Annotated in this window: 17 protein-coding genes; 10 read left to right on the top strand and 7 right to left on the bottom strand. The window is 70.7% G+C overall.

The window, feature by feature from the left end:
• Window positions 1–17: 17 nt before the first annotated feature.
• From KA711_07685 to KA711_07675, 3 genes are all read left to right on the top strand, one after another.
• Window positions 18–725: a dienelactone hydrolase family protein gene (locus KA711_07685; GenBank protein MCM0608865.1), complete on the top strand. Its 708-nt coding sequence runs from the start codon at window positions 18–20 to the stop codon at window positions 723–725.
• Between the two features lie 45 nt (window positions 726–770).
• Window positions 771–2,123, top strand: a complete 1,353-nt coding sequence (locus KA711_07680; GenBank protein ID MCM0608864.1) for a tetratricopeptide repeat protein — start codon at window positions 771–773, stop codon at window positions 2,121–2,123.
• A gap of 464 nt (window positions 2,124–2,587) precedes the next feature.
• A complete protein-coding gene (locus KA711_07675) occupies window positions 2,588–2,938 on the top strand; it encodes an H-NS histone family protein (GenBank protein ID MCM0608863.1) in 351 nt (116 codons plus the stop codon).
• Window positions 2,939–2,950: 12 nt separating this feature from the next.
• Here KA711_07675 and glpK read toward each other — a convergent pair whose 3' ends face one another.
• Entirely contained in the window at window positions 2,951–4,435 is a 1,485-nt protein-coding gene (gene glpK / locus KA711_07670) for a glycerol kinase GlpK (GenBank protein MCM0608862.1), read from the bottom strand.
• A gap of 134 nt (window positions 4,436–4,569) precedes the next feature.
• Between glpK and KA711_07665 the strand changes: the two genes are divergently transcribed.
• From KA711_07665 to KA711_07655, 3 genes are all read left to right on the top strand, one after another.
• Window positions 4,570–5,553 carry a DMT family transporter gene (locus KA711_07665; protein MCM0608861.1) on the top strand — a complete coding sequence of 328 codons (984 nt, stop codon included), beginning with the start codon at window positions 4,570–4,572 and terminating at the stop codon, window positions 5,551–5,553.
• A gap of 306 nt (window positions 5,554–5,859) precedes the next feature.
• Window positions 5,860–6,645 (top strand): helix-turn-helix transcriptional regulator, encoded by a 786-nt coding sequence (locus tag KA711_07660; GenBank protein MCM0608860.1) that lies wholly within the window; start codon window positions 5,860–5,862, stop codon window positions 6,643–6,645.
• 32 nt (window positions 6,646–6,677) lie between these two features.
• Window positions 6,678–7,058, top strand: a complete 381-nt coding sequence (locus tag KA711_07655; protein ID MCM0608859.1) for a VOC family protein — start codon at window positions 6,678–6,680, stop codon at window positions 7,056–7,058.
• Between the two features lie 243 nt (window positions 7,059–7,301).
• Here the strand turns inward: KA711_07655 and fahA are convergent, their stop codons facing one another.
• The 5 genes from fahA to KA711_07630 form a co-directional block, all read right to left on the bottom strand.
• A complete protein-coding gene (gene fahA, locus KA711_07650) occupies window positions 7,302–8,654 on the bottom strand; it encodes a fumarylacetoacetase (GenBank protein ID MCM0608858.1) in 1,353 nt (450 codons plus the stop codon).
• A 1-nt stretch (window position 8,655) separates the two neighbouring features.
• Entirely contained in the window at window positions 8,656–9,981 is a 1,326-nt protein-coding gene (gene hmgA / locus KA711_07645) for a homogentisate 1,2-dioxygenase (GenBank protein ID MCM0608857.1), read from the bottom strand.
• Complete coding sequence (locus KA711_07640; protein MCM0608856.1) at window positions 9,978–10,247, bottom strand: DUF2783 domain-containing protein; 270 nt, start codon at window positions 10,245–10,247, stop codon at window positions 9,978–9,980. Before KA711_07640 ends, hmgA begins: the two co-directional genes overlap by 4 nt.
• Window positions 10,248–10,259: 12 nt before the next feature.
• On the bottom strand, window positions 10,260–11,981 hold the full coding sequence (locus tag KA711_07635; GenBank protein MCM0608855.1) for an FAD-dependent oxidoreductase: 1,722 nt from the start codon (window positions 11,979–11,981) through the stop codon (window positions 10,260–10,262).
• 681 nt (window positions 11,982–12,662) lie between these two features.
• On the bottom strand, window positions 12,663–13,658 hold the full coding sequence (locus KA711_07630; protein MCM0608854.1) for an MBL fold metallo-hydrolase: 996 nt from the start codon (window positions 13,656–13,658) through the stop codon (window positions 12,663–12,665).
• Window positions 13,659–13,725: 67 nt separating this feature from the next.
• On the opposite strand from KA711_07630, the gene KA711_07625 reads away from it, so the two are divergent.
• Window positions 13,726–14,511 carry an IclR family transcriptional regulator gene (locus KA711_07625; protein MCM0608853.1) on the top strand — a complete coding sequence of 262 codons (786 nt, stop codon included), beginning with the start codon at window positions 13,726–13,728 and terminating at the stop codon, window positions 14,509–14,511.
• Between the two features lie 378 nt (window positions 14,512–14,889).
• On the opposite strand, the gene KA711_07620 is transcribed toward KA711_07625, so the two are convergent.
• Window positions 14,890–15,702 carry a transposase gene (locus tag KA711_07620; protein ID MCM0608852.1) on the bottom strand — a complete coding sequence of 271 codons (813 nt, stop codon included), beginning with the start codon at window positions 15,700–15,702 and terminating at the stop codon, window positions 14,890–14,892.
• Between KA711_07620 and KA711_07615 the strand changes: the two genes are divergently transcribed.
• The 3 genes from KA711_07615 (at window position 15,701) to KA711_07605 (ending at window position 19,804) form a co-directional block, all read left to right on the top strand.
• Window positions 15,701–18,262 (top strand): zinc-dependent metalloprotease, encoded by a 2,562-nt coding sequence (locus KA711_07615; protein MCM0608851.1) that lies wholly within the window; start codon window positions 15,701–15,703, stop codon window positions 18,260–18,262. The genes KA711_07620 and KA711_07615 overlap by 2 nt on opposite strands.
• Window positions 18,259–19,035 carry a CPBP family intramembrane metalloprotease gene (locus tag KA711_07610; protein ID MCM0608850.1) on the top strand — a complete coding sequence of 259 codons (777 nt, stop codon included), beginning with the start codon at window positions 18,259–18,261 and terminating at the stop codon, window positions 19,033–19,035. Before KA711_07615 ends, KA711_07610 begins: the two co-directional genes overlap by 4 nt.
• 529 nt (window positions 19,036–19,564) lie before the next feature.
• The gene (locus tag KA711_07605) at window positions 19,565–19,804 is read left to right on the top strand and encodes a DUF1902 domain-containing protein (protein MCM0608849.1); all 240 of its coding nucleotides are present in this window, start codon (window positions 19,565–19,567) and stop codon (window positions 19,802–19,804) included.
• Window positions 19,805–19,807: the final 3 nt, after the last annotated feature.

The following is a 19,807-nucleotide window of genomic DNA, read 5'->3' as shown; positions in this document are numbered from 1 at the left end:
AACCACCGGAGACGAGCATGGGACACACCGTCAGCTTCAAGCGCCCCGACGGCCAGGCGCTGCAGGGCTATCTGGCCGATCCGGCCGATGCGGCGGTGGCGGCCCGGGCGCCGGGCCTCGTCGTGATCCAGGAGTGGTGGGGCCTGAACGACCAGATCCGCGGCGTTGCCGACCGCCTGGCCGCCGCCGGCTACCGCGCGCTGGTGCCCGACCTGTACCGCGGCAAGAGCACGGTCGCGGCCGAGGAGGCGCACCACCTGATGAGCGCCCTGGACTTCGGCGATGCCGCCGGGCAGGACGTGCGCGGTGCGGTGCAGTTCCTCAAGGCCGGCGGCTCGGCCAAGGTCGGCGTCACCGGCTTCTGCATGGGTGGCGCGCTCACCATCCTGGCCGCCGTGCACGTGCGCGAGCTCGACGCCGCGGTGCCCTGGTACGGGCTGCCGCCGCTGGCGTTCGTGGACGCCGCGGCGATCACCGCGCCGATGCTCGGCCACTGGGCGGTGCACGACGCATTCTTCAAGATCGCCGACGTCGACGCGCTGGAAGCGAAGCTCCGTGCGGCCGGCTGCACGCTCGAGTTCCACCGCTACGACTGCAAGCACGCCTTCGCCAACGAGACGCAGACCCCGGGCCACGAGACGCTGCCGGCGCTGGGCTACGACGCCGCGGCGGCCGCCCTGGCCTGGCAGCGCACCGAGGCCTTCCTGGCGCGGCACCTGCGCTGAGAGTCGAGTCGGCCGCGTCTCAGCGTCACGCTACATTCAAGGGTGATGGCCCATCCGGACGTCCGTGGCAACCCTTGCAGCAGCGCCAGCGCCGCCGCTCGCGATGCGGCCGAGCGTGCACTGCGGCTGATGATGGTGTTCGACGCGCCGCCGCTGGCCGAGCTCGACGCCGCGATGGCCGCCGACCCCGGCTGGACCTTGCCACACCTGATGAAGGCCGGCTTCCTGCTCAGCCTGACCGAGCCGGCGCTGCGGGCCCAGGCCGACGCGCATCTGTCGCTCGCCCGTGCGCTGACCCGCGACGCCACGCCGCGCGAGCGCAGCCACCTCGAGGCCGTGCAGCGCGTGCTCGAGGGCCGCTGGCGCGACGCCCTGCGCCTGTGGGACGCCGTGCTCGTGGAGCACCCGCGCGATGCGCTGGCGCTGCAGTGGGCGCAGCTGTGGGACTTCTACCGCGGCGACGCGCAGTCGCTGCGCCAGCGCCCGGCGCGCGCACTGCCCGAGTGGGACGAGGCCGACCCACTGTTCCCGGCGGTGCTGGCGCTGTGGGCCTTCGGGCTGGAGGAGAGCAACCTGTACCCGCAGGCCGAGGAGGCCGGCCGCCGCGCGCTGGCGATCGACCCCGGTGTGCCCTGGGCCGTGCACGCGGTGACGCACGTGATGGAGATGCAGGGCCGCTTCGAGGATGGCGCCGCCTGGCTGCGCCAGCAGCAGCCGCACTGGGCCGAGGGCAACGGACTGGCCGGCCACCTGTGGTGGCACAAGGCGCTGTTCCGTCTGGAGGCGATGGACCTCGCCGGTGCCCTGCGGGTGGTAGACAAGCACCTCAGCGGCGAGGCGCTGCAGATCACGCTCAACCGCATCGACGCCGCCTCGCTGCTGTGGCGTCTGCACCTGCTGGGCGAGGACGTGAGTGCCCACGGCCGTTCTCTGGCCGACGGCTGGACGCAGGCTGACGACGAGGCCGGGCACTACGCCTTCAACGACGTGCACCGCGTGCTGGCGCTGCTGCTGGCCGGCGAGGTGCCGCGTGCCGAGGCCTGGCTGGCGCGCTGCGCCGAGCGGGCCCTGCAGGCCGTGGATGCCGGGCGCGACAACCATGCCATGGCGCGCGAGGTGGGCCTGCCGCTGATGCGCGGCCTGCTGGCCCTGGCCCACGGAGACGCCAACGGTGCGGTCGACCTCATCACCCCGGTGCGCGGGCAGGCGGCACGCTTGGGCGGCAGCCATGCGCAGCGCGACCTGATCGACCTGACGCTGCTGGCCGCCGCTGCCGAGGGCGGGCGGCGCAGCCTGGGCCGCGCGCTGCTGAACGAGCGCACGATGGCCAAGCCGGCATCGCCCCTGTCGCGCCACTGGACGGCGCGGCTGGCGCTGCCTCGCGAGGTCCGGGCCTGAGAGTCTGTAGAGACTTCGCCCGAAGCTGGGGCTGCCGCTCGACCTGGGCGAATGCCACGACGAAACGCCGGCCGAGTTGGCCTGGGCATGGCGATCTTCAAGGATGCCGGCGTCGTGCCGGCCGAAGTGGAGCTGATGGGCGAGTTCGACGCGCTGCGCCACAGCGGCGGCGCGTGAGAGCCTGTGAGGATAAGGATCGCGCCTGGCGTCTGTGAAGAAGCCGATCGGGCAGAGAGCCTTTCGGCAAGCTCAGGACAAGCTGTTTTTCGAATGTGCCATTTCGGTCGCATTACGCCTGCGTAATGCGTCGCCATTGACGGGCTGTGTTATGGTTCGCGCCGCCCGCAGAGGCGGTGTCGGGATATCCGGTGTTCGGCCAGGTGTTTCGTAACCATGCAGAAATGGCCGCTGCCGGCGAGTTCGCATTCGCCGGCAGTCCAGGGAGTTTCAACCAAGAGCAACCCATGACAAAAAGTTACGCCCAGATCGTCAAGCAGATCAAGGCCCTGGAAGCCGAAGCCGAAAAGGCGCGCCGCACCGAAATCGACGGTGTCATCACGCGCATCCGCGAGGCGGTCCAGTTCTACAACCTGAGCGCCGCCGACCTGGGTCTCACGGGCAAGGCCAAGCCCGAAGGCGCCAAGGCCGCCCCGTTCAAGCGCAAGAGGCGCAAGGCCGCCGCGCCCAAGACACAGGCCGCCGCCAAGTTCACCGACGGCCAGGGCAACAGCTGGGTGGGCCGTGGCAAGCGTCCGCAATGGCTGCGCGACGCGCTGGCCGCGGGCAAGCAGCTGTCGGATTTCGCCGTCAAGTAAGCACGCCCGCGCTCACGCCGTGGCCTGCACCACGGCGTGAGCCCAGGCCTGCATGCGCTCGGTCGCCCAGGCGGCCGGCCGCTGCGGCTCAAAGCGGCGCTCGGCCCGCCACAGCGCCGCCAGTTCCGCCGTGCCGCTCCACACGCCCGTGGCCAGGCCCGCCAGAAAGGCGGCGCCCAGCGCCGTGGTCTCCGTGACCCGTGGGCGCAGCACCGGCAAACCCAGCAGGTCGGCCTGGAACTGCATCAGCGCATCGTTCACGCAGGCGCCACCGTCCACGCGCAACTCGCGCACGGGCAGATCGACCCCGCCGTCGGCCTGCATGGCCTGCAGCAGCGCCGCGCTTTGGAAGGCGATGCTCTCCACCGCCGCGCGCGCGATGTGTGCCACGGTGCTGCCGCGCGTGAGACCCGTGATCGTGCCGCGGGCCTGCGCGTTCCAGTACGGCGCGCCCAGCCCGGTGAAGGCCGGCACGAACACCACGCCGCCGCTGTCGGGCACGCTGGCGGCCAGCGCCTCCACCTGCGAACTGCTGTCGATGGCCTGCAGTCCATCGCGCAGCCACTGCACCACCGCGCCGCCGATGAACACGCTGCCTTCCAGCGCGTAAGCGCCCGCCGCCGTGGGCTGCGCCGCGGCCGTGGTGACGAGCCCGTGCGTGGAGGCCCGCGCCTGCGCGCCGGTGTGCATGAGCATGAAGCAGCCGGTGCCGTAGGTGTTCTTGGCCAGGCCCGCCTCGAAGCAGCCCTGGCCGAACAGCGCCGCCTGCTGGTCGCCCGCGATGCCGGCGATCGGCACCGCCGCGCCCAGCAGCGCCGCGTCGGCTTCGCCGTAGAGGTGGCTGCTCGGCCGCACCTCGGGCAGCACGGCACGCGGAATGCCCAGCAGCGCCAGCAGCTCGTCGCTCCACGCGCCGCGGTGGATGTCGAACAGCATCGTGCGCGAGGCGTTGCTGGTGTCTGTGGCGTGCACGCGCCCGCCCGTGAGCTGCCACAGCAGCCAGCTGTCGATGGTGCCGAAGGCCAGTTCGCCGGCCTCGGCCCTTGCACGGGCGCCGGGCACGTGCTCGAGCAGCCAGGCCAGCTTGGTGGCCGAGAAGTAGGCGTCGACCACCAGGCCCGTGAGATCGCGGATGCGCCCGGCATACCCGGCCTCGCGCAGCCGCGCGCACAGCGGCTCGCTGCGCCGGCACTGCCAGACGATGGCGCGGTGCAGCGGCCTGCCGGTGGCGCGGTCCCACAGCACAGTGGTCTCGCGCTGGTTGGTGATGCCGATGGCGGCCACGTCGCGCGCGTGCAGGCCGGCCCGCGCCAGCGCCTCCTGCGCCGTGGCGAGCTGCGTGTGCCAGATTTCCTCGGCGTCGTGCTCCACCCAGCCGGGCAGCGGATAGTGCTGCGCGAACTCGCGCTGTGCCACCGCCACCGGCAGGCCGTGCGCGTCGAACACGATGCTGCGCGCACTGCTGGTGCCCTGGTCGAGTGCAAGGACGTACGGCATCGGTAAACTCCTGTCCGGCGCGGTCAGGCCACGGCGCGCGGGTTGCTGCCGTGCATTGTGGGCCGGTGTGAGAATGGCGCCAGCCCGCACTGGCCCGGTGTCGACCGCCTCGTGTCGCAGGACCAGCGCCCTGCATGCAAGCCTCCCACCACTCCCTCATCCCGGGCACGCTGTTCGCCCTCGCCGCCGGCCTGATGTGGGGCCTGGTGTTCATCGCGCCCACGCTGCTGGCCGAGTACCCGCCGGCACTGCTGGTGGTGGGCCGCTATCTGGCCTTCGGGCTCATCGCGCTGCCGCTGGCCTGGCTGGCGCGCGTCGCGCTGCGCCAGCTGTCGCGCGCGGACTGGCTGGAGGCGCTCAAGCTCTCCGCCGTCGGCAACCTGCTGTACTACCTGTGCCTCGCGGCGGCCATCCAGATGGCCGGCGGCCCGCTGCCGATCATGCTCATCGGCACGCTGCCGGTGATCATCGCCATCGTCTCCAACCTGCGCAGCGGCGCGGCCGTGCGCGCGCGCGACGGCCGGCTGCCCTGGGCGCGGCTGGCGCCGTCGCTGGCGCTCATCGCGGGCGGCATCGGCTTCGTCAACCAGGCCGAGCTGGCGCGGCTGCAGGCCCTGGGCGATGTCGACCTGGTGCGCTACGGCCTGGGCGCCTTGCTGGCGGTGGGTGCCGTCGCCTGCTGGACCTGGTACCCCATCCGCAACGCCGACTGGCTGCGCACCCACGCCGACCGCTCGCCCAGCGCCTGGGCCACGGCGCAGGGCCTGGCGACGCTGCCGCTGGCGGCGGTGGGCTATGCGCTGCTGTGGGCCTTCGACGCCGCCTTCGGGGGCGGCGGGCTGCAGATGCCCTTCGGCCCGCGGGTGTGGGAGTTCATCGGGCTGATGCTGGCCATTGGCCTGTTCGCCAGCTGGCTGGGCACGCTGTGCTGGAACGAGGCCAGCCAGCGGCTGCCGCCGGCGCTGGCCGGGCAGCTCATCGTCTTCGAGACGCTGGCCGCGCTGGCTTACGCGCTGATGCTGCGCGGCCAGGCGCCTGCGCCGGGCGTGCTGGTGGGCGTGGCGCTGCTGGTGGCCGGCGTGCTGTGGGCGCTGCGCGTGAAGCCGCAGGCGGCTTGAGCCGCAGCTTGCCGGGTTGCTGGCTTGCGTGGAACCCGACAGACAAGCACGCTGCCAGGACCGCGCCAGAGCCGGTTGCCGTGGTCAGCCTCGTGCGCCAGGACCCTGGTAGCGACCCGCCATGGTTGTTGCAACAGCGACGCGCAGCCTGCCAGGGAGGACTGCCGCCGGTCGCCTTTCGACAAGGGCCGCAGTCGGCCACAAAGGGAAACTCGGCTCCTGCAACTCAGCGGGCAGGGTGCCGCCCACGCTCCTAGGATTCGTGATCGTTCCGATCCCACCTGTTCATCACCTGGCAGGGAGCCCATGAAGTCCAGCCTGTACGCCCCGGTCGCTGACGGCTTCTCCCAGCGCGTTGCCGAGGTGCGCTATGTCGAGCAGCCGCCGCCGCAGGATCTGGCGGATGTGGTGCATGTGTTCTGGGAGTTGCGCACGCTGGCGCCCTTGCCTGCCGACTTCATGTACCACGCGGTTCCGGACGCTTGCGTGAACCTGCTGTTCAACCAGATCGATCTCGAGGTCGCCGGGGTCACGGCCTTGCACACCGAGGCCACCACGCTCAACCTCGGAACCGTCTTCCACTACGTGGGGGTGCAGTTCTTCCCGGGCGTGTGGCAGGGCGACCGCAACGAGATCCAGGACCACTATGTTGGCGCTGCCTACCAGGGCGCGTTGCCCCTGGTGCACACCAACCGGCAACTGGCTGGGCAGGCGTTCGACGCGGTGGCTCAGGTGCTGGCTGACCTGGTGCGGTGGTGCATGAAGCACGGGCAGGTGCGGGGCCACCCACTGACGGCCGCCATCTTGTCGCGGCTTGACGCCATTCGCACGGTGGCCGACATGGCGGCGCTGGCGGGCCTGTCAACGCGTCAATTGCAGCGTACGCTGCGGCAGATCACCGGGTTCTCGCCCCACGATCTTCTCAAGGTGCTGCGGTTGCAGCAGTCCTTCCGCCGCCATTACCTCGACCTGTACGCGGACCAGTCTCACTTCACGACTGCGTTCCGACGCGCCGTCGGCTACACGCCCGGCCATTACCGCAAGACCTTTGGTGTCCGATTTCCACAAGACGGTGCGGAGGCTGATGACTAGCCTCGCGGCTCCTCTTCACTCAGGAGCATGCGATGCAAAAGCCCAATGCCGTCGGCTGGTTCGACCTCTATGTCGACGACTTGAAACGCGCCACCACCTTCTACGAGGCCGTCTTTCAGCGCCGGCTCGCGCCCATCGGGGACCCGACCGGGGAGACGGTGATGCACAGCTTTCCCGCCGACATGGGCGCGTACGGTGCAGGCGGCGCGCTGGTGCGCTCGCCGCACGGCCGCCCGGGTCCAGGCGGCACCCTGGTCTACTTCAGTGTGGACGACTGCGCCGTCGAGTCGGGCCGCGTGGAGGCGGCTGGCGGACGTTTGCTGCGACCGAAGTTCTCCATCGGCGAGTTCGGTTGGGTCGCACTGTGTGCCGATACAGAGGGCAACCACTTCGGGCTGAGTTCGATGCGCTGAAGGCGTCGCAGCGGAGTGGTCGATCGCCGCGGACGGCCTGTCGCGCACGTGCCTGAGACCGGTCGTTCGCTCCAGTGGCCCGATCCCTGGTTGTCAGTGGCCGGTGCTGATGGTCAGATACCGGATCCGGCCCTGGGCGTTCGGGCTGAGCCCTTCGTCGAGCTCAGGACCGGCACCCGGCGCTTGCAAGACACGATCGATCGGTCGACACCCAGCGGCTGTCTCGCGCCGCGCCGCAGGCGGTCAGTGATCCGCCGGCATCACCGTGCCTCGGCACTCGCCGAAGCCGATGGCACGCCGGCCTTCGGCCACGCATCGACCCCGCAGGATGACGGTGTCGCCATCCTCCAGGAAGCTGCGCCTCTCGCCATTGGCCAAGGTCAGCGGGACCTTGCCGCCCTGGCTCAGCTCCAGCATCGAGCCGCCCTGCTCCGGCCCCGGGCCGCTGAGCGTGCCGGTGCCCAGCAGGTCGCCCGTGCGCAGGTTGCAGCCGTTCACCGTGTGGTGCGCGATCAGTTGCGACAACGTCCAGTACGCCGCCTCGGCGGTGTCGCTGCCCATCAGCCGCTCGCCGGCAGAACCTTGCTGGCGCATGCGCGAAGTCTGCAGCCAGGTCTCGAGCCGGATGCTCAGCGCCCCACTGGCGCGGTGCGCGGGGCTGTCGAGGTAGGACAGCGGCTGCGGGTGATCGGCCGGGCGTGAGAAGGGCCAGCGGAAAGGCGCCAGCGCCTCCATCGTCACCACCCAGGGGCTGACGGTGCTGCCCCAGTTCTTGCTGAGGAAAGGCCCCAGCGGCTGGTACTCCCAGGGCTGGATGTCACGTGCGCTCCAGTCGTTGAAGAGCACGAGGCCGAAGAGGTGCGCCTCGGCATCGTCGATGCCGATGCGCTCGCCCAGTGTGTTGCCCGGACCGATGAGCGCGCCAAGCTCGAGCTCGAAATCGACGCGGCGGCTGGCCTGGAGCACCGGCGGTGCCGCATCCGGCGGCTTGATCTGCCCCAGCGGCCGCCGCAGGCCCTGCCCGCTGACGACGATGCTGCTGCTGCGGCCGTGGTAGCCGATGGGCACCCACTGGTAGTTGGGCAGCAGCGGGTTGTCGGGGCGGAACAAGCGGCCCACCGCCGTGGCGTGGTGGATGCTGGCGTAGAAGTCGGTGTAGTCGCCGATCGTGCAAGGCAGGGCGTACTCCAGCTCGTCCATCGGCACCAGCGCGCGCTCCAGAAAGGGGCCGCGCGGGCTGCCCTCGGTGAGCGACTCGCTGAGCGCCGCGCGCACCGAGCGCCATGCCGGCCGGCCGGCGGCCATGAAGGTGGCGAGGTCGCCTTTTGCCAGCGCGTCGAGGTGCACCGCCACCTCGGGCTCCCAGGGGCAGATCTCGAGCGCGATGCGCAGATCGAGCACCTGGTCGCCGATGGCCACGCCCACGCGCCAGGGCTCGGGCTGGATGCCCTTGAGTGCCTTGCGGCGCAGGCGTGCAAAGGGCAGGTTCTGGATCGGGAAGTCGGTGTCGGGATCGTTGGCCGTGGCCACCCAGCTGACTCGGTCCGGGTCGTGCGTGGCGTCGGTGGTGTGGACGAAGGCGGGTGCAGGGCTCATCTCAGGCAGACGTGTCGAAGCGGTCGGGCAAGATGGCCCAGCAGTCGGCATAGGCCGTGTCAAGCCGCCCGGGCGCCATCGCCCAGGCCGTGGGCCGCAGACGGTAGCGGCTTTCGAGCATGAAGGCGAGCGTGTCGGCCAGCTTGTGCGGCTGCAACGCCGCGGCGCTGGCGCGCTCGAAGGCCTCGGCATCGGGCCCGTGCGGCACCATCGCGTTGTGCAGGCTGGCGCCCCCGGGCTTGAAGCCCTCGGGCTTGGCGTCGTACTGGCCGTGCACCAGACCCATGAACTCGCTCATCACGTTGCGGTGGTACCAGGGCGGGCGGAAGGTGTCTTCGGCCACCAGCCAGCGCGGCGGGAAGATGACGAAGTCGCAGTTGGCCACGCCGGGCGTGTCGGACGGGCTCGTGAGCACCGTGAAGATGCTGGGGTCGGGGTGGTCGAAGCTGATCGAGCCGATGGTGTTGAAGTGCGCCGTGTCGTACAGCACCGGCACCAGGTTGCCGTGCCAGGCCACCACGTTGAAGGGCGTGCCCGGCTGCTGGCTGCGCCAGCTGCGGCCGCCGAAGCGGCGGACGATCTCATAGGGGCCGGGCTCGGCTTCGTAGGCCGCCGCGGGCGCGATGAAGTCGCGCGGGTTGGCCAGGCCGTTGCTGCCGATGGGGCCCAGCTCGGGCAGGCGGAAGGGGGCGCCGTGGTTCTCGCACACGTAGGCCCGCACCGCACCATCGGGCAGCGCCACCTTGAAGGCCATGCCGCGCGGCACGAGCACGATCTGCCCCGGAGCGGCGCTGAGCACACCGAGTTCGGTGGTGACGATGAGCCGGCCCTGCTGCGGCACGATGAGCATCTCACCGTCGGCGTTGACGAGCGCACGCCGCGCCATGCTGCGGTTGGCCAGCACCATGTGGATGGCGATGCCGGTCTGCGCGTCGGGGTCGCCGTTGCGGCAGACGGTGACGAGGCCATCGACGAAGTCCAGCGGCGCATCGCCCGCCGGCAGCGAGTACGGGTGCCAGCGCAGCGGGTCGGGCGGCACCGGGGCCTCGTCGCCAACGGGGCCCGACTGCCACAGCGGCTGCCCGTAGGCCTGGTGCGCGCCCGTCACCACGCCGGGCTGGCGGCGGTACAGCCAGGTGCGGCGGTTGTCGGCACGCGGGGCGGTGAAGGCGGTGCCCGACAGCAGCTCGGCATACAGCCCGTGCGCCACGCGTTGCGGGCTGTTGCGGCCCTGCGGCAGTGCGCCGGGCACGGCCTCGCTGGCGAAGTGGTTGCCGAAGCCGCTGAGCGGCGGGGCGGGCGGCAGGGACGGCAGGTCGTGGTTCATCGCGTCTCCTTGGCGGTGTCGGGCTCGGCGGCATCCAGGCCCGCCCGTGCGGCCGCCAGGGCCTCGCCGAGCACGCCGGGGTGGCCGATGTGGTTGGCCAGCAGCAGCACCAGCCGCGCGTTGAGCAGGCGGCTCGCGTCGTCGCTCAGGCCACGGTGGGCGGTGATCAGGCGCTCGAGGAAGTCGTCACCCGGCGTGTAGGCGTGCTGCGGCGCGCCGCCGACACTGGCGAAGTGGGGCGTGGTGATCAGGTGGGGCGTGCTCATCCGGGCCTCCGTTCAGGCCTGACCGCAGGCGCGCTGGAGGGCGGCCTGCACGGCGCCCGGCGTCGGCACGCGCCAGCGGGCGGCCAGGTGTTGGTCGGGCCGCAGCAGCACGGCGCTGCCGGGGCTGGCGTCGAGCCGCTGCGCGGCTCGGCGGCGGTGGTCCACCAGCAGCAGGGTGCCGGCGGGCAGGGCCGCGGTCGGGCCGTCGTGTTCGCACACCAGCACGGCACGCACCGGCGGCTCCCGAGCGGCCAGCGCGGCGATCAGCGTGCGTTGCGCCGCGCCCAGGCTGGCCGGCGATGTCTCGAACATCAGCAGCATGAAGCCGCCGCCCGTGTGGCGCAACAGCCAGCCGACTTGGCCACTGTGCTGCACCGGCGCATCGGGCAGCGGCGAGCCGGGGCCGGCGGCGCAGTCCCAGGCCTCGGTGTCGGGCGTGTTCAGCGGCGAGTCCACCAGGTGCGTGGGCACCGACAGCCGCCCGCTGTTGACGAGCGTGCGCGCAAACGCATGCTCGCGCGCCAGCGTCAGCACGGCATCGCGCAGCTCGCGGCTGGCGCGGCTCTTGGGCGTGATGAAGTCGGTGGCGCGCGTGCTGTTGAGAATGTTCTCGTCGGCCGCGGCCACGCGCTCGGTGCTGTAGCTGTCGAGCAGGGCCTCAGGCGCATGGCCGTCGAGCACGGCCTTGAGCTTCCACACCAGGTTGTCGGCGTCCTGGATGCCGCTGTTGGCGCCGCGCGCGCCAAAGGGGCTGAGCTGGTGCGCCGCGTCGCCCACGAAGAGCACGCGGCCGTGGCGGAACTGCGCCATGCGGCGGCACTGGAAGGTGTAGACGCTGGCCCACTCCAGTTCGAACTCGGGCGCCCGCCGTTGCCCGGTCAGGCCCAGGCCCTGCTCGAGCATCGCGCGCACGCGCGGCAGCACGCGCTCGGGCTGTTTTTCGGCCTCGGGGTCGGCGTCCCAGCCGAGCTGGAAGTCGATGCGCCAGACGTCGTCGGCCTCCTTGTGCAGCAGCACGCTCTGGCCGGGGTGGAAGGGCGGGTCGAACCAGAACCAGCGCTCGGCCTGCCCGGGCGGGAACAGGTCGGTCTTCATCACCACGTCGGCGATGAGGAAGCGGTCGCGGAAGACCTGGCCTTCGAGGTCCAGGCCCATCATGCGGCGGATGGGGCTCTTCGCGCCGTCGGCGACGACGAGCCAATCGGCCTGCAGCGCAAAAGTGCCCTCGGGCGTGCCCACCTGCAGCAACGCGCCGCTGGCGTGCGGCTCCACCTGCGTCACCTGGTGCCGGAAGCGCAGCCGCAGGTTCGGCAACTGCAGCGCACGTTCCACCAGGTACTGCTCCAGCCAGTACTGCTGCAGGTTCACCATGCCCGGGCGTTGATGGTCGGGCTCGGGCAGCAGGTTGAAGCGGAAGACCTCGGTGTCGCGGTGGAAGGTGCGGCCCACGTTCCACGTCACGCCCTTGGCCACCACGGCATCGCCGACGCCCAGCCTGTCGAGCACTTCGAGCGTACGCTTGGCGTAACACAGGCCGCGCGAGCCGACGCTGACGGTGTCGTCTTCGTCCAGCAGCGTCACGGCCACGCCCTGCAGCGCCAGATCGATGGCGGCGCACAGGCCCACCGGGCCGGCGCCCACCACCACCACGCGGGCGTGGTGCTGCGCGTGCGGTGCGTCCAGCTCGGGCGCGCGCGGCGCCGCGTAGCGGGGATAGGTGTAGGAGCTCAGCATGGGCCAGCGCTCCGGGCACGGGGCTTCGACAGGCTCAGCCCGAACGGAGGACCACCACCATCAACTTGAGCGAGGGCTTCGGCCGCAACGTGGGGCTTCGACAGGCTCAGCCCGAACGGAGGACCACCACCATCAACTTGAGCGAGGGCTTCGGCCGCAACGTGGGGCTTCGACAGGCTCAGCCCGAACGGAGGACCACCACCATCAACTTGAGCGAGGGCTTCGGCCGCAACGTGGGGCTTCGACAGGCTCAGCCCGAACGGAGGACCACCACCATCAACTTGAGCGAGGGCTTCGGCCGCAACGTGGGGCTTCGACAGGCTCAGCCCGAACGGAGGACCACCACCATCAACTTGAGCGAGGGCTTCGGCCGCAACGTGGGGCTTCGACAGGCTCAGCCCGAACGGAGGACCACCACCGTCAGCTTGAGCGAGGGCTTCGGCCGCAACGTGGGGCTTCGACAGGCTCAGCCCGAACGGAGGACCACCACCATCAACTTGAGCGAGGGCTTCGGCCGCAACGTGGGGCTTCGACAGGCTCAGCCCGAACGGAGGACCACCACCGTCAGCTTGAGCGAGGGCTTCGGCCGCAACGTGGGGCTTCGACAGGCTCAGCCCGAACGGAGGACCACCACCGTTCGCACTGAGCCTGTCGAAGTGCGTGGGAACCACCGCCCGCCCCTCAGCCTTCGAGCGTCTTCCACATCTCGATGTCGCGCTCGGCCGTCCAGATGCGCGGGTGGGTGTGGCCGCTCATCTCGTCGAAGCAGCGCGTCACGTCGAAGGGCATGCAGTGCTGGAAGATGACCCAGTGGCCATACTTCGGCGCCAGCTTCGCCATCGTCTGCTTGTACACGGCGTTCAGGTCGAGCCCCGCCTGCACGCCGGCCTCGACGCTGGCGCGCACGTCGGCGATGAAGTCGCGCGTGCCCTGCAGCCCGGCCTGCACCTGCTCGGGCGAGGTCAGCGCCGCGCCGCGGCCGGGCACGAGCTGCTGCGGCTGCAGCGCGGCCACGGCGTCCAGCGTGGCCGGCCAGTCGGTGAAGTAGGCGTCACCCGCGTAGGGCGTGGCGTCGAACTCCACCAGATCGCCGCTGAAGAGGATCTTCTGCCGCGGCAGCCAGGCCACCGTGTCGCCCTTGGTGTGGCCACGGCCCAGCTGCAGCAGCTGCACCTCGAGGCTGCCCAGCCACAGCGTCATCCGGCCGCGGAAGGTGATGGTGGGCCACGTGAGCCCCGGCGGCACGCTCTCGACGTTGCGGAACAGGCGCGGGAAGCGACCGATCTCGCTGGCCTTGTCCTGCTCACCGCGCTCGATGATGAGGTCGCGCGTGTCTTCGCTGGCGATCACGTGCTCGGCCCCTGCGGCCTGGTACGCGCTGGCACCGAGCACGCGCACCGCGTGGTAGTGCGTGAGCAGCACGTACTTGATGGGCTTGTCGGTGACCTCGCGGATGCGGCGGATGACGTCCTGCGCCATCACGGGCGTGGCCTGCGTGTCGAGCACCATCACCGCGTTGTCGCCGACGATGACGCCGGTGTTGGGGTCGCCCTCAGCGGTGTAGGCGTAGGCGTTGTCGGACAGCCTGGTGAAGCTAACCTTCTTCTCCTCGAGGTCGGCCTGCGAGGCGAAGGCTTTCTGGGGGGCGCTGTGGGGCGCGGTCTGGGCGGTGTTCATGCGGCTTGTCTCCGTACGGCTCGTTTGATATTGTCGAATGCGTTTGGTTTAGTGTAAACACCAGGGCATGACGGCGCAACGGGGCATCCAGAGCATCGAGGTCGGCGGCCGGCTGCTGCAGGCGCTGGCCCGTGTGGGCCGGCCGATGGCGCTGAAGGACATCGCCGCGGCCGCCGGCATGGCCCCGGCCAAGGCCCACCCGTACCTGGTGAGCTTCGGCAAGCTGGGCCTGATCGCGCAGGACGCAGCCAGCGCACGTTACGGCCTGGGCCCACTGGCGCTGCAGATCGGCCTCATCAGCCTGCAGCAGGTGGACCCGCTGCGACTGGCCACCGAGCAGCTGCCGGCACTCGCCCAGGCCCTGGGCCAGACGGTGGGCATCACTGTGTGGGGAGAGCGCGGCGCCACCGTGGTGCGCACCGAGGAGGCGCCCAGCCCCGTGCACGTGACCATGCGCCACGGCGCGGTGATGAGCCTGCGCGGCACCGCCAGCGGCCGGCTTTTCGCGGCCCATTTGCCGCGGGCCGTGGTGCGTGTCGCGTGGCGCGCCGAGACCGGCCGCGCCGGCTTCGACGCCGCCTTTGTGGCCGATCTCGCGGCCATCCGCGCCAGCGGCGTGAGCCACGTCGTCGACAAGGCCGTGGTGGGCGTGAGCGGCCTGGCCGCCCCGGTGTTCGACGGCAGCGGGCAGATGGTGCTGGCACTCACCGCCATCGGCGCGACGGCGGGCTTCGACGTACGGCCCCTGGGGGTGGCGGCGCGCGCGCTGCGGCGCTGCGCGCAGGCGCTGTCGGCGCAGTTGGGGTCAGACCTGGGGCGCGTCGCCAACCAAACACCCGTCAAGGACGCATGAGCTTGATGGGGTGACTTTCGGGGGACCCCTTCCGCCATCCGTGCGGCCACGTCAAGATGTGGTCTGCCTTGGTCGTCACGAGCGTCCGGCGTGGCCGACAACGCCGCGGAATCGTCGCGGAGCGTGTCGACGCATGCCGCCAGCGTGATCAGCCAACCAGGGAAAGCGCCATGCCGATCAATCGTATGCAGGTTCAGAAGGGTCAGCCGATGCGGCTGTTGACGCACGGTGGCTCGCAGCCGGCGATGGTGAACTGGCGTTGCAGCAGCACCAGATGCCGTCACCCGACCTTGTGACCGAGAAAACACTTGGCTATCTCGGACTCGATCCGCAGCCGCCGCCCGAGGGTCGAGGGCGCGAGGTAGGCCCGGCCTGGGCTCACTGAGCCCGGATGAGGCTGGCACCGCACCCACAGAAAGCATGCAGAGGCTGACGGGCGGGACCCGCAGCCGGCATGGCCCTGGCCGCAGAACACGTACAGCGGCAGGTAGCAGTGGTGGTCGTAGTAGGCGTGGAAGGCGCCCAGTTCCTGCGCCCGTGCAGCGGCACGTCCGAGGCGTCGATGTCCAGCACCAGCTCCGCAGGAGGTTTGTCGTGGCTGGCAATGAACTGCGCGGCCTGCACCTCGTGCAGCGCCCAGGCCTGCGCACGCGTGGCCCGGTTCTCCAATCGGCTGAAGGTCGGCGCCGAGCCCAGCGCCTCATCGCGCCCGACCGCCGTCTGCATCCGCACGTCGCCCCGCAGCGCCTTGGGGTCGTTCAAGTCCTCGTAGCCGCAGCACAAGCCGTACAAGCGCTGCGCCAGCAGATCACGCAACGGGTGCGTGATGCGCTCCGGGTCGCGCGGATCGGGAATCGCTGCAGCCGCCGCGCGGCTCAAGCCCAGGTGCTCGTCGACCTGGCGCAACAACAGCATCCCGCCGTCGCTGCTGAGATCCCCGCCGCTGAAATCGGCCTCAATGACGCGGCGACCGAAGCGCCCGAAATCGATCCTGGCATCCGTACACTTTGGCATCGGCCGTCCTCGGTTGGCATAGGGGCTCAGGTACCTATGACAACGCGCCACGGCACGAGGCTGCCGACCTGATGATGATGAAATTTCCGGGTTAGGAGCGTGGGCTGACACGAACAATACTGCCGGTGCCGTGCCAGTCGAGCACGGCGGCATCGCCCCCGCCTGAAGGAGAGTCATGGTCTACCCCTCACGTTTTCTCGTTCGTTTCGCCGCGCTGGCCGCATGGATCCCGGTGGGGTTGGCGCTGTCGCCCGCCGTGTCGACCGCCCAGACGGCAGCGGTGCAGCCGGCCGCGCCCAGCGCCATGGCTGCGCTGCTGCAAGGTGCCGAACCCATCGGCCAGGGCCGCGTGGCCGCCTGGCGCAAGGGCTCGGCCACGATCGTGGTGCTGCCGCCGGGCGCGGTCGGCAAGCCCTTGCTCTGGTACACCGAGGCCGTGGCGCTGCCGCCTGGCAGCGTGGCCAGCAACGGCATGGAGGTGGTCCATGCGATGGCCCGGTTCGAGCGGGTCGGCAACGTCGTCCACGTGCGCGACCTGAGCACGGTGCAGCGGCGCCGCGCCGGCCTGCCGCCTGGCGAGCGCACTCCCGAGGCCTTGCCCGGCGCTGCGCCGGGCGACCCCAAGCGGCGGCCGATCGAAGTGGCGGTCTCGCGCACGCAGGTGGGGGCGCTGATCGCCAGCTTTCCCGTCCTGGCCGAGGACGCCGACGGCAGCCTGGCCATCGACATCGGGCCAACGTTCTCCAGCGACATCCCGGCCGCCACCGGCCGCCTGTTCGCGGCCGGCGCGGGCCTGGTGCCTCTGGCGGCCGACCCCGCCAGGTCGTACATCGAGCGCGTGCGCGTGCGCGGCGACGTGCTGGCGGTGCGCACGCACCTGACGTTCCTGGGCCAGATTCCGGCACTGCCGGTGGTCGGACCGCAGCCCGTGTCGGTGGTGCTCGGCCATTCGATCGTCTTCCTGCCCGAGAAACCGATGGCCATGCGCCGCGGCGACCCGCGCGTCGGCTTCTTCCCGCTCGAGTTCACGCAGTTCGAGGCCGACAGCGGGCTGGCGCAGGACAACGTCATCCTGGTCCCGCGTTTCCGGCTCGAGAAGAAGAACCCGGGGTCGGCGGTCAGCGATCCTGTGCAGCCCATCACCTTCTACCTGGGGCGCGGCGTGCCCGAGCGCTGGCGGCCGTACATCCGCGCCGGCGTGCTGCAGTGGCTGCCGGCCTTCCAGGCTGCGGGCTTCTCCAACGCCATCCGCGTGCTCGATGCGCCGACACCGCAGGAAGACCCGGACTGGTCGGAGGAGGATGTCTCGATCAGCGTCATCCGCTGGTTGCCGCAGGAGCGCCTCAACGCGATGGGCCCGCACGTCAGCGACCCGCGCTCGGGCGAGACGCTGTCTGCCCACATCCAAATCTGGCCCGAGGTCATCGACGGCTTCAGCCGCTACTACTTTGCGATGTTCGGCGGCGGCGTCGATCCACAGGCCGACCGGCTGCCGCTGTCCACGCAGAAGTCGGGCGCCATCCTCAGCTACATCGTCGCCCACGAGGTTGGCCACACGCTGGGGCTGATGCACAACCACATCGCCTCCACCGCCTACCCGGTGGCGCAGATGCGTCAACCCGACTTTGCCAACCGCTGGGGCCCCAACAGCTCCATCATGGCCTATGGCCGCTTCAACCAGGCCGCCCAGCCGGGCGATGGCGTGACGCAGCTGTGGGGCGTGATCGGCCCCTACGACGTCGCCGCCATCCGATACGGCTACGGTGTCTTCGGCACCGACGTCGAGAGCGAGCGCCGCGAGCTCGCCGCCTTCGCCGACAGCTTCTCGCGCGATCGGCGCCTGTTCTGGGCCACCGAGGAACGCGGCGACTGGCAGGCCCGCCACGGGCGCGACCCGCGCGTGCTGATGGAGAACACCGGCGCCGAGCGCGTCGAGGCCACGCGGCTGGGCGTGGCCAACCTGCAGCGCTCGCTGGCCCGCCTGGAGGCCGCCACCGCCGGCGATCCGCGCGAGTTCGCGGCCACCTACGACCTGCTGCTGAGCCGCCAGGTGGGCATGCTGCGTTCGGTCCAGCGGCTGGTCGGCGGCGTGATGCCGGCCCTGGATGCGCCCCCGAAGTGGACGGGGCGCCTGGTACCCGCGGCCGAGCAGCGCGAGGGGGTCCGCTACCTGCTTGGCGAAGGCGCGGCCTCGCTCGAGCCCTTTGCGGCGCCGGCCATCGTCGACCGCGTCGTCGGCTTCGGCGGCGAGCGCGCGATCGAGGCCATGCAGTCGGCCATCGTCATCGAACTGCTCAGCGGCGCCAACGTGGCGCAACTCGAGAGCCAGCGCCGCCGCGACCCCGCCGCCTACGCCCCGGCGGACTTCGGCCGCGATGTCACGGCGGCGGTCTGGGGCGACCTGGGCCGCAGCACGCCCACCCAGCGGGCGTTGCAGCGTGGGTACGTGAAGGCGGCCGGGGCGCTGGTGGAGGCCTGGTCCAGGGGCGGCGCCGGCGAGGAGGCCGCGTCCCGGCAACTGCAGGCAGGCACCGAGCGCCTGGCCCCCGCGGCGGCGCGTGCGCTGGCCGAAAGCGGCGACGACACGGTCTTCATCGGCTGGCTGCGCGCGGCCCTGCCGGGGCTGCGATCACGCCTGCACGAGGCATCGCGCCGCGCGGCCGACGAGTCCGACCGCCTGCACTTCGGCGACATGGCGGCGCAGGTGAGCCGTGTGGCCAAGCTCGCTGCGCCATGACCACTGCCCTCGCGCCCGGGCAGCGGCTGGGACGGCTGGAAGACCCGGGCCGCGACTTTCCCTTCTACAAAGGCGCGCCGGTGGGCCTGTCAGCGTGGCAGTGGGTTTTCGTCCTGACGGCGGTGGTCGTCGGCTTTGCCGTGCTGGTGGCGCCCATTCCCTGGCCTGCGGGCCCGCTGGGGGCCATGATCCCGGCCGTTCTGTTCCCGTTGATTCCGATGCTGGCGCTGGCGCAGGTTGCGCCGGGTCATTGGAAAACCATCTTCGGCAAGGTGGGCGGGCGCGAACTGAGGTTGATGCTCGGCTTCGCGCTGATGAACATCGTTGTCACGATGGGTGTCGGTGCCATCGTCTATGCCCTGGCCGGCACCACGTCCAACGCGGCCAACGCGCAGTTGAGTGGCATGGACACGGCAGGGCGCATCGCCTTTTTCGCCAAGACGATTCCGCAGTTGTTCGGCGAAGAAGTGGTCACCCTGCTGCCCTTCCTTGCCGTGATGACCTTGCTGTCGAGCCGTTTCGGTGTCGGACGCAAGGGCGCGATCGTCGGCGCCTGGCTGGTGTCGTCCCTGCTCTTCGGCCTCATCCATCTGCCGACCTATGACTGGAACCTGATCCAGTGCATCGTCGTCATTGGCACAGCGCGCATGGTGCTGACCCTGGCCTGGCTCCTGACGAAGAACATCTGGGTGTCCACCGGGGCGCACATCATCAATGACTGGCTGTTGTTCGGCGGCGGCCTGCTGCTCGCGGGCCTGGTTGGAAAGGTCTGACGGTTCCTCACGAACAGCGATGGTGCCCACCGGTTCGAAGTCGATCGCCTTGATCGCTGCCTGCCTGGTCGGCTGCGCTGCGATTGATCACCCACCAGCGCCCTTGGCCGGGACACGCTGGCAACTCGTCGCCATCCAGTCGATGGGCGAGTCGCCGTGCGCCTGGACTGCAACCGGGGCTTGGCCACCGGGCGGGCTCAGCCTGCTGCCCCGGGCGGGCCCCATCGCGCTGCCGGCTCGTTGCTGTTGGGACCGTTGACCACCACGCGCGCAATGTGCCCACCCGATTCGCTGGCCCCATCCGCGTGCGCAGTCCGTCGGAGGTCCTGAGTTCACCTGCCTTGGAAGACGCGCAACAAACAAAGTCCGTCGAAGTCACAGAACAGCCGCCCCGAGCAAGTTCCCGAGGGCGCGACCCACCTACCGGCCCCGATCGACCTCTGTGCAGCGGGTGCGGTCGTTCGTTCCCAGACCGCCTGGCCATCCCTGCCACCCACCTCGTCGCTGGCGTGCCGCGTATCATGGCGCGATGAACAAGCCGTACTTTGTGCGTGCCGAATGGGATGCCGAGGCCGCGGTCTGGGTGGCCACCTCTGACGATGTGCCGGGTCTGATCACGGAGGCAGAAACCATCGAAGCCCTGGATGCCAAGCTCAAGAGCATGGTGCCGGCGTTGTTGGAGGCCAACGGCTGCATGCCGGCCGACGGCCAGGTGACTGTCGAGTTGTTGGCCCGCCGGTTCAGCGTCGCCCTTCCTGCAGCAGCCTGATCC

The sequence above is a fragment of the Ideonella sp. WA131b genome (assembly GCA_023657425.1).
Taxonomy (GTDB): domain Bacteria; phylum Pseudomonadota; class Gammaproteobacteria; order Burkholderiales; family Burkholderiaceae_C; genus Rubrivivax.
This window is presented reverse-complemented; position numbering and strand designations above follow the sequence as displayed.

Excerpts from the sequence above, each read along its gene's own strand:
- KA711_07610 (MCM0608850.1), top strand. The coding sequence starts at position 18,259 with ATGACCACTGCCCTCGCGCCCGGGCAGCGGCTGGGACGGCTGGAAGAC.
- KA711_07660 (MCM0608860.1), top strand. The coding sequence starts at position 5,860 with ATGAAGTCCAGCCTGTACGCCCCGGTCGCTGACGGCTTCTCCCAGCGC.
- glpK (MCM0608862.1), bottom strand. The coding sequence starts at position 4,435 with ATGCCGTACGTCCTTGCACTCGACCAGGGCACCAGCAGTGCGCGCAGC.
- KA711_07680 (MCM0608864.1), top strand. The coding sequence starts at position 771 with ATGGCCCATCCGGACGTCCGTGGCAACCCTTGCAGCAGCGCCAGCGCC.
- KA711_07615 (MCM0608851.1), top strand. The coding sequence starts at position 15,701 with ATGGTCTACCCCTCACGTTTTCTCGTTCGTTTCGCCGCGCTGGCCGCA.
- KA711_07655 (MCM0608859.1), top strand. The coding sequence starts at position 6,678 with ATGCAAAAGCCCAATGCCGTCGGCTGGTTCGACCTCTATGTCGACGAC.
- KA711_07640 (MCM0608856.1), bottom strand. The coding sequence starts at position 10,247 with ATGAGCACGCCCCACCTGATCACCACGCCCCACTTCGCCAGTGTCGGC.
- hmgA (MCM0608857.1), bottom strand. The coding sequence starts at position 9,981 with ATGAACCACGACCTGCCGTCCCTGCCGCCCGCCCCGCCGCTCAGCGGC.
- KA711_07605 (MCM0608849.1), top strand. The coding sequence starts at position 19,565 with ATGAACAAGCCGTACTTTGTGCGTGCCGAATGGGATGCCGAGGCCGCG.
- KA711_07635 (MCM0608855.1), bottom strand. The coding sequence starts at position 11,981 with ATGCTGAGCTCCTACACCTATCCCCGCTACGCGGCGCCGCGCGCGCCC.
- fahA (MCM0608858.1), bottom strand. The coding sequence starts at position 8,654 with ATGAGCCCTGCACCCGCCTTCGTCCACACCACCGACGCCACGCACGAC.
- KA711_07630 (MCM0608854.1), bottom strand. The coding sequence starts at position 13,658 with ATGAACACCGCCCAGACCGCGCCCCACAGCGCCCCCCAGAAAGCCTTC.
- KA711_07665 (MCM0608861.1), top strand. The coding sequence starts at position 4,570 with ATGCAAGCCTCCCACCACTCCCTCATCCCGGGCACGCTGTTCGCCCTC.
- KA711_07625 (MCM0608853.1), top strand. The coding sequence starts at position 13,726 with ATGACGGCGCAACGGGGCATCCAGAGCATCGAGGTCGGCGGCCGGCTG.
- KA711_07620 (MCM0608852.1), bottom strand. The coding sequence starts at position 15,702 with ATGACTCTCCTTCAGGCGGGGGCGATGCCGCCGTGCTCGACTGGCACG.
- KA711_07685 (MCM0608865.1), top strand. The coding sequence starts at position 18 with ATGGGACACACCGTCAGCTTCAAGCGCCCCGACGGCCAGGCGCTGCAG.
- KA711_07675 (MCM0608863.1), top strand. The coding sequence starts at position 2,588 with ATGACAAAAAGTTACGCCCAGATCGTCAAGCAGATCAAGGCCCTGGAA.